9 protein-coding genes, 1 tRNA gene and 1 pseudogene are annotated in these 12,293 nt (G+C 67.7%); 3 read left to right on the top strand and 8 right to left on the bottom strand.

Annotated features, from left to right (window positions below):
* The 4 genes from ACZ5NH_RS44495 to ACZ5NH_RS44480 all read right to left on the bottom strand — a co-directional run.
* Positions 1–851 (bottom strand): transposase (locus ACZ5NH_RS44495; RefSeq protein ID WP_468784076.1); only part of this gene is annotated, 851 nt, incomplete at its 3' end.
* Positions 852–1,622: 771 nt separating this feature from the next.
* Positions 1,623–2,132, bottom strand: coding sequence for a phosphoribosyltransferase (locus tag ACZ5NH_RS44490; RefSeq protein WP_468784074.1), 510 nt, complete (start codon positions 2,130–2,132; stop codon positions 1,623–1,625).
* 13 nt (positions 2,133–2,145) lie between these two features.
* Positions 2,146–2,721 carry a dCTP deaminase gene (gene dcd, locus ACZ5NH_RS44485; RefSeq protein ID WP_055705140.1) on the bottom strand — a complete coding sequence of 192 codons (576 nt, stop codon included), beginning with the start codon at positions 2,719–2,721 and terminating at the stop codon, positions 2,146–2,148.
* Positions 2,722–2,855: 134 nt separating this feature from the next.
* On the bottom strand, positions 2,856–3,014 hold the full coding sequence (locus ACZ5NH_RS44480) for a hypothetical protein (protein WP_199840720.1): 159 nt from the start codon (positions 3,012–3,014) through the stop codon (positions 2,856–2,858).
* A gap of 280 nt (positions 3,015–3,294) precedes the next feature.
* Here ACZ5NH_RS44480 and ACZ5NH_RS44475 point away from each other — a divergent pair.
* Positions 3,295–3,368, top strand: a tRNA-Gly gene (locus ACZ5NH_RS44475).
* Positions 3,369–3,447: 79 nt separating this feature from the next.
* On the opposite strand, the pseudogene ACZ5NH_RS44470 reads toward ACZ5NH_RS44475, so the two are convergent.
* Positions 3,448–4,618 (bottom strand): annotated as a pseudogene (locus tag ACZ5NH_RS44470) (tyrosine-type recombinase/integrase).
* A 745-nt stretch (positions 4,619–5,363) separates the two neighbouring features.
* On the opposite strand from ACZ5NH_RS44470, the gene ACZ5NH_RS44465 reads away from it, so the two are divergent.
* Complete coding sequence (locus ACZ5NH_RS44465) at positions 5,364–7,202, top strand: trypsin-like serine protease (RefSeq protein WP_468784071.1); 1,839 nt, start codon at positions 5,364–5,366, stop codon at positions 7,200–7,202.
* Between the two features lie 744 nt (positions 7,203–7,946).
* Here ACZ5NH_RS44465 and ACZ5NH_RS44460 read toward each other — a convergent pair.
* The 3 genes from ACZ5NH_RS44460 to ACZ5NH_RS44450 form a co-directional block, all read right to left on the bottom strand.
* Positions 7,947–8,135, bottom strand: a complete 189-nt coding sequence (locus ACZ5NH_RS44460; RefSeq protein WP_468784069.1) for a hypothetical protein — start codon at positions 8,133–8,135, stop codon at positions 7,947–7,949.
* Positions 8,136–8,466: 331 nt separating this feature from the next.
* The gene (locus tag ACZ5NH_RS44455) at positions 8,467–9,285 is read right to left on the bottom strand and encodes a peptidoglycan-binding domain-containing protein (RefSeq protein ID WP_468784067.1); all 819 of its coding nucleotides are present in this window, start codon (positions 9,283–9,285) and stop codon (positions 8,467–8,469) included.
* Positions 9,286–9,376: 91 nt separating this feature from the next.
* Positions 9,377–11,014: a peptidoglycan-binding protein gene (locus tag ACZ5NH_RS44450; RefSeq protein WP_468784065.1), complete on the bottom strand. Its 1,638-nt coding sequence runs from the start codon at positions 11,012–11,014 to the stop codon at positions 9,377–9,379.
* Between the two features lie 304 nt (positions 11,015–11,318).
* Between ACZ5NH_RS44450 and ACZ5NH_RS44445 the strand changes: the two genes are divergently transcribed.
* On the top strand, positions 11,319–12,179 hold the full coding sequence (locus ACZ5NH_RS44445; RefSeq protein WP_468784063.1) for a DUF2690 domain-containing protein: 861 nt from the start codon (positions 11,319–11,321) through the stop codon (positions 12,177–12,179).
* Positions 12,180–12,293: the final 114 nt, after the last annotated feature.

The raw sequence follows: 12,293 nt of genomic DNA, 5'->3' as shown, positions 1-12,293 counted from the left end.
CGGTCAGGGATGGTGCGGATACCCGCCAGCCGCAGGGCGGTCTGTTCCAGCAGCCGACGGGTGCCCGCGACGGTCTCGGCCAGCTCGCTCACCAGCTGCGCGAGTCGTCCGGAAGGCCGCTTGCCCAGCATGCGTCGGGCATTGCGCTCCACCGCCTCCACGTCCCGCAGGGTCGCGCGGGCCACGGCGGCTATTTCACCGGTGAGCCGGTCGATCTCGCCCAGTGCCTGACCGGTGCGCCGCCGCAGCGTGCGCGAGATCTCCTTCAAACGGCGCCCCGCTGACCGGCTGCGATCACGAAAGCAGGTGCGCCTGGCCGCCCCCGACGCCTTGATCCGCCCAACCAGCCGGCCCAGCTTACGTACCCCGTGTTCGAGCAGGTCAGCGTCCGTGGGGTGGCCGATGTCGGCTTCCATCACGGTCGTGTCGATGCGCAGCTTGCGGCACCGCAGCAGCTTGTCCTCGACCAGCTTGCCCAGCAGCGCGGCGTTCAGCTCTTCCACCGTCTGCACTCCGCTGCGACGCACCAGCTTGATCAGCGTAGTCGGATGCGGCACCGGCGAGGCCAGCGGGATGCGGCAGAACCGGCGCCAGCTCAACGAGTCCGCGACCTCACGACACAGAGTCTCGTAACCCAGCTGGTAGCGGTGCTTGCGATACAGCAGCCGCAGCAGCGTCTCCACCGGCACCGACGGCCGCCCCAGCCGCTCGGCGAACACCGCCCGCCACGGAGCGATGAATCGCTCGCCGTCCAAGAACGCATCCACCCGAGCCAACTCGGCGGGTAACTGCCGCGCGTGCTCCGGCAGTACCTCCCACCAGGTGTCCTCTACTCCCGCGACACGCAACACCGCCCCACCCCCGGCCGCCACGACCCGCACCCACTGTGACGGCCATGGGCCGCCCTTCGCCAGCTCTCCCCAAAGGACAACCCACAGGCACCCCGGACTTCTTCAGGGGCAAGTAGCTAGCCCATCCGACGGAGGAGGGCGCGCACCTGCTAGGCCGGCACTACCGATCACGGCTGGTCAGAGCCTTGTGGTGAGAGAAACCCGATGACGCCTCGATAAGACCGGACAAGACCTGGGAAGACCTAGGAAGACCTGGGAGCTATAGTCAAAGGGGTTCCCAAGCAGCTTGGGAACCCCTTGCGGTGGGCGAGCACAGACTGCGAGACGCCACAGGTTTGGCTCCATGCAGAGGAGCCCGGCCCTGGTTGCAGCCAGGACCGGGCTCGTACGTGGAGTCGTTAAGCGGGTCCGGCCGACTACACAACGGCCGGGCTCGCTTTGCTTTGCCCTGCCTTCGTCCGGTGCACCACTCAACGTCGGCGCGCTAGCGCGCCAGATGCTCCACACAGCTTGCGATCGCCGTAATCGTCGTAAGGATCGCGATCAAGATCTGGGCCTTCGTGGGGCCCCCGCCCTGACCGCTCTCTGACTCTTGCGGCTCTCGCTCTACTGCCATGTCTCACCTCCCGTCGGGTGGTGCCAACCCCTGAGATTTCGGGGTCCTCAGCCTTCTGGCCGAGGCTCAGGATGGACCGGAAGTGGACGGCAGAAGCATATCGGTAGGCACTGACACTCGGGCGTTCGTCACCCGGGCGCCCGCGACGCCTCGATCTATAGAGCCTCCTTCGAGGGCGTGATCGGCTCCCCCGACTTACGTACTGGAGGCAAAACACTCCACGGGAAGTTGATCCAGTCGTCCGTCCGCTTCCAGACGTACTCGCACTTCACCAGGGAGTGGGACTTCTCATAGATCACCGCGGAGCGCACCTCGGCGACGGTGTCGAGGCAGAAGTCGCGTACGAGCTTCAGCGTCTTGCCGGTGTCGGCGACGTCGTCGGTGATCAGCACCTTCTTGTCGGAGAAGTCGATGACGTTCGGGACGGGCGCGAGCATGACCGGCATTTCCAGGGTGGTCCCCACCCCGGTGTAGAACTCGACGTTCACGAGGTGGATGTTCTTGCAGTCGAGGGCGTAGGCGAGCCCGCCGGCGACGAACACGCCACCCCGGGCGATGCTGAGCACGATGTCGGGCTCGTACCCGTCGTCGGCGATGGTCTGGGCGAGCTCACGGATGGCGCCGCCGAACGCGTCGTAGGTCAGGTTCTCCCGCACGTCACTCATGTTGCTGTGGCCCTCACACCTGGGTCCGATGGAAATTGACATAGGACCGCGAGGCGGTCGGGCCGCGCTGCCCCTGGTACCGGGAGCCGTAGCGCTCGCTGCCGTACGGGAACTCGGCGGGCGAGCTCAGCCGGAACATGCACAGCTGGCCGATCTTCATTCCCGGCCAGAGCTTGATCGGCAGGGTGGCGAGATTGGACAGCTCAAGGGTGACGTGCCCGCTGAACCCGGGGTCGATGAACCCGGCGGTGGAGTGCGTGACCAGCCCGAGCCGTCCGAGCGAGGACTTCCCCTCGAGCCGCGAGGCAAGGTCGTCGGGCAGGCTGATGACCTCGTAGGTGGAGGCGAGCACGAACTCCCCGGGGTGCAGGATGAACGGCTCGTCGCCCTCCGGCTCGACCAGCCGGGTCAGATCGGGCTGCTCGACCGAGGGGTCGATGTGCGGGTACCGGTGGTTCTCGAACACCCGGAAGTAACGGTCCAGCCGAACATCGACGCTCGACGGCTGCACCATGGATTCGTCGTAGGGATCGATCCGTACCCGCCCGGCGTCGATCTCGGCCCGGATGTCCTTGTCTGAGAGAAGCACGTAGCGAGGATACGCAAGGCGCGCGGAGCCGCGACAATCGTGACGACTCCGCGCGCCTGTGTTACGGCTGCGATCTGTGTTACGGCCGCTTGTCCGTGTTACCGCTACTGTCCGTGCCGGATCTTGTCCCTCTGTCAGCGCTTCTCCAGGGCGACCGGCACCACACTGCGGAGCCGTGCGCACCCGGGACACCGCATGAGCCGGCCGGGGCCGAGCCGCTCGGCCTGCTGCATCGGGAACGAAGCGGTGCTGAAGACGTGCCCGTCCGCGCAGCGGACGACGGTGCGTTCCATCAAGTCCCTTAAGTCCCTTCCCCAAGAGCCTCGTCGGGCATAACGCCCTGACAGCAAAAGCCACATTACGGGATCAAAGACACGACTCTCCAGGCGGCACTCCGGCCTCCCCCGACCCCTCCGCGAGGCCTCCACGGTACGCCCCAACTCGCCCCGCCCGCAGCCGGATCCACCCCCTGAAGCAGACACAGACCCCCGGGCCTCGGCACCAGGGGTCTGCGATGATGTACAGTGAGCAAGGTCCGGACACCAGATCCGCAGGGATCATGTCCGTACTTACGCGGGTGTAGTTTAATGGTAGAACATCAGCTTCCCAAGCTGAGAGCGCGAGTTCGATTCTCGTCACCCGCTCCATGTGAAACCCCCAGGTCAAGGACCCGGGGGTTCTTTGTTGTCCAGACCGGTGGGCGGGGGCTGCACCACTAGCGCACCATCAGCCCGTCGAGGACTCCGGCTTGTGGTGCGGACGGATGTTCTTGTGGTGCTTCGCACGTTCGGCGCGCACCACCTCGTCCAGGCAGGCGGCGACCTCCCGCTGCCGCGCCGTCGGAGTGCGGGTAGATCATCGCGGCTTTCTCGGAGGACTGACCCGCGCGGATCATCGTGTCCTTGAAGGTGGCGCCCGATCGGGTCGACAGCGTGTGTCCGGTGTGACGAAGGTCGTAGAAGCGGAAGCCGTCCGGGAGACCGGCGGCCGCGCGGGCCCGCCGCCACTTCCGGCCGAAGGAGGTGCGCCGGAAGGGCGCGCCCTTCTCACCGACGAAGAGACGAAGAGAAGACCGTCCGGCCACTTCTCGGCGAACCAGTCGAGGTGCCGCCGCACGTCCTTGCCCAGGAAGCCCGGGAGGACGACGGTACGGACGCCCGCATCGGACTTGGTCTCGCCAGGAGCCCGCTTGCCGTTCGTGCGCTCCGGCTCAGCGACACGGACACGCATCACCAGGTTGTCCAGTTCGACATCCCGGCGGCGGAGGCCCGCCAGTTCCTCCGGGCGCATCGGACCGTACGCGCCGGGGTAGACCATGAGCCGCCAGCGGATCCCGATCGCGTCGGCGAGGGCATCGACCTGGGCGACGGTGGCGATACGGCGTTCGGTAGCCGACTCCTTGCCCCGCCTCTGGTGCGGCACGGGTTGCGGCTGATCAACTCGTCATCGACGGCCGTCTCCATGATGGCCTTGAGAAGCCGGTACGCCTTCGCGACGGGCGGTCTTGGCCCCGGTCGCCCGAAGCCGCTCAGCGCGCCACTCACGGACGAGAGGCGCGGTGATCTCGTCCAGGTCGAGGGCGCCGAAGGCCGGGAAGACGTAGCGGCGGAGGAGGTGTTCGTACAGGTCGACCCTGCGCAAGGCCAACTTCCTTTCCTCGAACCGCTTCTCGGCGTACACGCGGAAGTTGACGGCACCGGCATCAGGAGAACGCCAGTCACCACGGGTGAGATCCGCTTGGATTTGGGACAGCCGGTCTCGGCGTCCTTCTTGGTCTCGAAGTCTCGGGTGCGCGGGCACGTTCGCCGTCCCGGGCGAGATACGAAGCCATCCAACGACCGGAACGGTACTGGCGCACTGCGCCGAAGCGGCGGCGGTCGCCTTTCTTGTTGGCCATCAGGCAGCGTCATGCTGACCCTCGACGGGCAGGTCAAGGTGGTGGACTTCGGCATCGCCCGCGCCATGGGCGACTCCGGCATGACGATGACGCGGACGGCGGCGGTCATCGGTACCGCGCAGTATCTGTCGCCGGAGCAGGCGAAGGGCGGGGGTGTCCAGGGCCGGCGCGGCGACGACGCTGCCGCCGATGGACACGGACTACAACGACTTCGGCCACGACGAACACCCGAACCTCCGCCGGCAGAAGTGGAACAACAACACATGGTGATCCCGCGCACGTCGTAGGCCCAACTCAATGCACATCACGGGGCAACCATGCCTCCCATTGCGAAGACTCTGCCGAACACCGGGGGACGGACCGTGTGCCCCAGCGGCGAGGTGCTGTTCTTGGTCTTTCTTTCGTCGTTCCCCACCTCGGCCGGTCCAGGACTCCGATAGGGCGTCCAGAGCAGGTTGATCAGGCAGGGGCGCGAGAGAGCATCAGGTCGATCTGTTGTCCGGTACGGCCAGCGCGTGGTGCCGACCGCTTCGGCGACCAACCCCGACGAGACTCCGTACCACACGGAAGTCCATCCCCAGAACGAGGTGACGACAACTGCGGTGACTCCTACCCGTACATCAACGGAGGGAGAAATTCAGATTTCTGTGGCGTATGAGGCTGGTGAAGATCAGCAGGTCGGAAGTAGGATCATCCGCATTTGCTCGATGCCACCCCCCCAGCATCTTCACCACAGGAGACATGAGTGTCCTCTGCCCATAGAGGCGGGAACCACCGTCGCCGGGGCCGGCTGGCCGTACCCATCGCTGCCACCACGCTGCTCGTCGGCGGCGCCGGTGCGCTCATCATGGCACCCGCCAATGCGACGCCACTGCCGACGGACATCGGCGTCAAGGGCCACAGCAGCGTCGGCACGTCGCAACTCACCGCCCGCGTGCACGGCGCGCTCACCGCGCCGGCCGCCAACACCCCCGCCATCCTGCGGCCCGCCGCGAGCACGGGGGCGTCATCCGGCACCACCAGTCCGGAACCGCAGCCGTCGACCTCCGGCACCGCCAGCACCCAGATCATCGGCGGCACGACCACCAGCATCTCCACAGCCCCGTGGATGGTGCAGTTGTGGTACTACGACGACAAGGGCACCACCGACACCAGTGACGACGTCGGGTTCTTCTGCGGCGGCACCGTCGTGTCGCCGACGAAGATCCTCACCGCCGCGCACTGCGTCTCGGGATACGACTGGCACAACAACGGCTCCATCGTCTACGGCACGGACCAGTTGCCGACCACCGACCCGTCGACCAACACCACCGACCTCCACGGCGGCACGGTGACGGGCGTGTGGCGGCAGTGGAACGATTCTTCATTCAAGATCACCACGGACGGCACCGCCGTCAACGACGTCGCCGTACTGACACTGCCCGACCCCATCGGCGCCAAGCCGCTGCCCATCACCACCTCCGACGACACCACGTCGTACAAGGCGGGCACCCAGGCACAGATCTACGGTTGGGGGCGCACCAGCTCCACCAGCCAGGACATCTCGCAGACCCTTCGCAGGGCCACCGTGCCGGTGAACGGCGACTCGACCTGCTCGGGTTACTACGGCAGCGACTTCGTGGCGGGTGCCATGACCTGCGTCGGTGCGCCGGCCAGCGGCTCCGACAGCGGCACGGTCGCCACCTGCAACGGTGACTCCGGCGGCCCGCTGGTCGTCGGCGGGCGCGTCGTCGGTGTCGTGTCGTGGGGCGTGCAGGACTGCGTGGCACAGGGCTCGTACAGCGTCTTCACCAAGCTGAGCACGTACGTCGGGGCGACCGAACCACGCATCGACGACACCGACCTGAGCGGCGACGGCCGCGCGGACATGTTCGCGATCGCCTCCGACGGCCAGGGCTACGAGTACGACTCGCGCGGCACCTCCTTCGGGCCGCGGTCGTCGCTCGGCGACTGGAGCGGGGTCAACCTGGTGCGCCAGGCCGACCTCGACCGCGACGGATACGCCGACCTGCTGGTACGTACCACCGACGGCACCCTGTACTGGCAGCACTACAACCTGTCCACCGGCAACACCGACGTCACCACGCTCGGGACCGGCTGGAACAGCATGAAGGTCATGCTGGTGCCCGGCGACGTCACCGGTGACGGCCTGCAGGACCTGCTGACCGTCGACTCCAGCGGCAACTTCTGGCGCTACCCGGGCACCGGCCACGGCAACTTCGGCACGCGCGTCAAGCTCGGCTACGGCTGGGGCACTTACGGCGCCAACGTCTTCGGCAAGGGTGACTTCACCGGCGACGGCAAGCCCGACCTGCTCGCCCAGGACTCCTCCGGGAACCTGTGGCTGTACAAGGGCACCGACGACCCGTCGCACCCGCTCGCGTCGCGGGTGAAGATCGGCTGGGGCTTCCGCTACACCGCGTACGTGATGAACGGGGATATGACCGGCAACGGCCACTCCGACCTGATCGCCCGCGACAGCAGCGGCACCCTGTGGCTGTACCAGGGCACAGGCGACGTCACGCACCCGCTGGCCTCCCGCGTCAAGATCGGATACGGCTACAACGGCTACCGGCTGAGCTGACCAATACTCCGGCGGCAGGCCCAACCCACACCCGGACGGCGGGCCCGCGTGCATCCTCACCAGAGCGCACGCGGGCCCGTTCGCCCAGCGACCTGGCCAAGCAGCCGCTGCCCGCAGAGCCTCGATGGCCTCCAGCGTGCCACGTACCAGGAGCCCCCGCACACTGCCGTCTCTGCACGGAGGCCGCCGTCATGCCACCCAGGCCGTCTTCACGACGATCGGGCACGTGGCGGGCACAAGCGCCTGACGGTGGCCGTACGCACAACGCTCGCAGTGTCAGAACCCGCCGCCGGCCTTCGCGATCGCGTCGCACCGTCCCGTGCCGGAAGACCTCATCCCGTTTTTCCCCACCGGTGATCGTCAGGTCCTCGGGACCGGCGTAGACGTGCGATCCGGCGCGCATGGCGCCGGACGACGTTCCCGGACTACGGAATGACGGCACGGCCGGCGCCCATCGGCCCGGCGGTCCGTCGCCGGATCGGCAGCCCGCGTGGCACACCCACGCGGTCCGGCCGTATGGCCGGCCCCACTGTCGTACGCCTACCAGCACCTGGCCCGGGACTTCTCCCAGGCCCGCGCCCTGCTGACCGGGCACTTCCGCGACTGGTAGGGCAAGACCACGAAGACGGTGGTCAGGCCACCGGAAGCCCACAAGCCACTGCCCCGGCCCGGCATCCCATGCCGAGCCGGGGCAGCACTCCCGAATCCGGCCGTGCCTCAAACAGTGCCGGAGGCAACGCGCCGCTAGGAAAGGCGCCCTTCCAGGCGGGCCTGGGACACCTCTTCCAGCTGTAGAGATCGCACGTTGCGGATCGAGTAGCAGGCGCTCTGGCCGGTTCCCCGGATCTCCTGCACCGTGCCCTGGCATGCCTGATCGCGGTCGTTCCGGTACCTCACTCGCTCGCCCTGGCGGTACTGGGCTTGTTGTTCCACGACAGCCTCCTGTGATCATTGTCCGGTCGCGTACGTGCTTCCCCGGCAGGCTCCCCCAGCCAACGCCAAGGCAGCGGCAACCGCCCATAAAGGGGAAACGCTGGCCGTACGGCTGCGCGCCGATTCCTCTCGCCGAGCATTCCGTCACCCCACGCGCCGCATTTCCGTAATGCAAAGTGAAGCCGCCAAGTCGCGTCGGGAAATGGAGGGCGAGCTGTCGGCGTTGGCCGACGGTGAGCGCTCGTTGCGCGATGCCCCGGGGTACCCGGCACAGGTCAGCGACGAGTTGACAGTCCGTCATGCCGCAGGCGGATCGGTGCCGGCCTGCGAGTCACGCCCGGCTGAGGAGAGCTGCCCAGGTATCCGGGCCCACCACACTGTCCGCAGCCAGGTGGCGCTCTTCCTGAAACGCTCTAACGGCCTGCGCTGTCGACGTACCGAAGGTTCCGTCGTTGTCGACGGGGTGACCGTGCACGGCAAGCAGGCGCTGTACAGCTGTGACCGCTGGGCCGCGGTCTCCGGAGCGCATGTTGATGATGAGGGCGTGCCACGTGTCGGGGCCGACGATGCCGTCGTCGTGGAGTGAGTTGTCCCGCTGGAAGGAGCGCACCTGTGCCGTGGTCTGTGGGCCGAATGCTGCGTCGATGTCTGTGCGGTAGCCGTGTGCGGTGAGTAGGAGTTGGACCGCAGCGACTGTGTCTCCTTGGGAGCCGGACTTGACCAGGGTCCAGGTTCGGGGCCCGGTGCCGATCAGCGACGTTTCTGGCGCGGGTGCAGGGGCAGGGTCGGCCGTCGCCGACGGTGACCGAGTTTCGGCCTGCGGCCCGTTCTCGCTGCCAGGCTGAGGACAGTCTCCCTCTTCACAGTCGTTCGACGGGTCGAGGGCAGGGTCTCCCATATTTTCCTCGGGCGGGGACCCATCGTCTGCTGAGCAGCCGCTGTCGGCGCAGTCAGAGGCAGTGGGGTTTGCCTGCGGTGGGGTGCTGGAGGCGCGCCCTTCGGCATTCTGGTAGGCCGATGCGGTCACGGTGATCACGGCAATGATCGTGACGCCGACGAGGAGCGGCCGGCTCCGGAGCCAGTTCAGCAGCCGCCGGAAGGGTCGGTTGCGGCGGCAGGCAGGAGCGGCGCGGTGAGAGGTGGTGTTCATGGCTTCTCCCTGCAGAGTGATGCGGCTGGTTCGGATGCGAAGCAGTGCGGGGGCGGGCGCCGGTGCGGTGCCCGCCCCCAGACCGAGTGGGTCAGTTGAAGGTGATGTCCCAGTGGACGCCGCCGCCCTTGGGGGTCTCGTAGACGTACTCGAGGGAGATGCCGGCGAGGTTGCCGTACCAGCGGGGGTCGTTGCCGCGCGGCTTGCCCTTGTGCTGGGTGCTCTTGATCCACTTGGTGACGCAGGTGCCCTCGTCGCGGGTACGCAGGTCGAGCTTGTATCCGTTGGCGTGGGAGCGGGTGCCGGCGCTGTGGCCGGACTCAGTGCCGCCGGTGATGGTGATCGTGCAGCCGCTGGCCTTCTTCAGGGCGATGACTCCCTGGATGGTGCGGGCGCGTACGCCTTCGAGGGAGGTGCGGCCGACGGGGTGCTTGATGCCGGCGGCGGTGAGTTGCGCGAGGGCCTGGCGGTTGGTCAGGCGGCCGTTCGCGGCCTGGGTGGGCGGCACGGTAGTGCCGCGGTCCGCCAGCAGCGCGGCCCAGGTGCGGGGACCGGCGATCCCGTCAGCCGTCAGTCGCTTTGCGGTCTGGAAGGAGCGCACGGCGGCGCTGGTGGCGGGCCCGAACACCCCGTCCGCGTCGATCCCCGCACCGTGGGCGATCAGCTGGTGCTGCAGGGCGCTGACGGCTTCTCCCCGGCTTCCCTCCTTCACTGTCACAAGCAGGGCGCCCCAGGTGCGGGGGCCGATGATGCCGTCGACTTCGAGGCCCTTGGCGGTCTGGAAGGAACGCACGGCGGCGCTGGTGGCGGGCCCGAACACCCCGTCCGCGTCGATCCGGGCACCGTGGGCGATCAGGAGCTCCTGCGCGGTGACGACGTCCGAGCCGCGGCTCTGCGTCTTCAGTACCGGTGCTGCGGAAACGGACGGAGCGGTGGGCGGCTTGGGGGCGGGGGTGGTGCCGGTCTGGTGGGCGAGCTGCTGCAGTTCCGCGAGGGTCCCGCGGAAGACGTTGAGGTCGACCTTGTCCGAGTTGATGCCGGGCACCTTGCCGTGTTCGGAGTACTGCCAGATCTTCCAATGCGCTCCGGCGCGCGGCAGATCAGCCGGTTCGGTCGAGCCGCTCTCGTAGCGCGGCTGCCACAGGACGTGCCTGGCGAAGAGCGATCCGTCTGCGTTCATACACCTGTCTACGAACGGCTTCGCGGCGTAGATGATCGGCTTGACGCCCATCTCCTTGTCGATCACGTTCAGGAAGGCGCCGACCTGAGCGGTACTGAAGTTGCGCGGGCAGCTCCCGCCGCTCCTGAGCTCCAGGTCGAGCATGGGGGGAAGCTCTCCGGCGCTCTTGCCGGTGTAGCCGGCCGCCCTCACCGTCCGCACGAAGTTCTGAGCCTGGGCAGCTCCCCGGGTGAAGCCCCAGAAGTGGTACGCACCGTGCAGCAGCCCGGCCTGCTTCGCACCCTGGAGGTCTCGCTGGAACCACTCGTCGGTCCGGTCGGTGCCCTCCGTGGCCTTCGCGTACATGAAGGACTGACCGGCCGAACGCACCTTCTTCCAGTCGATCGACTGCCCGCCGTCGTGGTTGAAGTGGCTCGTGTCCACCCCCTTGACCGCGTAGGTGCTGGGCGCGGCCGCGTCGGCCGGCAGCACGGTCATGCCGACGAAGAGCATCCCTCCGCCCGCGAGCACCGCGCCCGCCCAGCTGGACACCTTGCTTGTCGTCTTCATCGTGAATCCTCTCGAGAAACTGCCCGGTTCGCGGACCTGCTCGAAGCCGGTCCGCGACAGCGGGACTGTGGTGAGCTCTGTTGCTCGAGAGGGACGATGACCGTCTCACCATCCCAACGGTAGAGTCTTGGTGACGTTGGGTCACATTAGGATGCCGCGGGTCGCTGACCAGCGCTTTCCCGGAATCTTGGGGGTGCCTGTGGGACAGTTCAGGACGGAGAGAGACGACGATGTGCCGGGGCTGGACAGGTCCGAGGAACCGGCAGCGGAACTCGTCGCTCTACTCAACCTGGTCCGCCGTTACATGGGCGAACTGAACTGGTCCTACAAGGTGCTGGAGAAGAACACCGGCGTCTCACGCAGTACGTGGAACCGCTGGTACACGCAGAAGAAGCTCCCCAAGCACGAAGCGCTGGTCAAATTCGCCGACGCCGCTCCCCGCACCGTGAACCGAGATGAACTCCTCGGGCTGTGGGACGCGGCATGGCAGGCACAGGAAACAAAGCAGGCGCGGGCGGCGGACCGTGTTCCGGACGGCGACGAACAGGCAGACCGACACACCACGGCCACTCCGAAGACGACATCGACATCCGAGCAGCAGGCGTCAACCGCGACGACGTCGCATACGGAGCCCAACAAGCGACCCGGCAAGAAGACCGGGCGGGTCCTCGCCGGCATCATGAGCGCGCTCGTCCTAGGGGGCGGCGTGACCCTCTGGGTCATCAAAGCCAGTGCCGACGACTCAGCCAAGTCCCCGGGAGCGTCTTCCTCAGCTTCACCCGCCACGTCCCAGGCAACGGCCTCGCCGCTGACGACCTGCCACAGCGACTCCTGCGCCTCGGTGGAGCCGAAGGGCACCGTCTGTTCACTGGACGCCATCACCGCTTACACGGGACACAAGTTCGGCGTGGCGGTCGAACTCCGATACAGCCCCCGCTGCGACGCCGCCTGGGCCAAGATGAGCAACACCTCCCCGGATGACCGCGTCATAATCACTCCCAAACGCGGTGACTCCCAGGAATACCGCCAGCAGTACGGTCACGACGCCCACACCCGCATGGTCCCCGTGACCCGCCCCGAAGACGCTCGCGCCTGCGCGAAGATCCAGGACCGCGGCACCGTCTGCGCCACCACATCAGCACTGCCCAGTCCCACCCCAACCTGACCACCCGCCCCCATCCCGGACGTGGGGGGGGGGGGGGGGGGGGGGGGGGGGGGGGGGGGGGGGGGGGGGGGGGGGGGGGGGGGGGGGGGGGGGGGGGGGGGGGGGGGGGGGGGG

The organism is Streptomyces sp. NPDC031426, from assembly GCF_055581585.1.
Note: the sequence above shows the minus strand (reverse complement) of the source record. Positions and strands in the feature narration are given on the sequence as shown.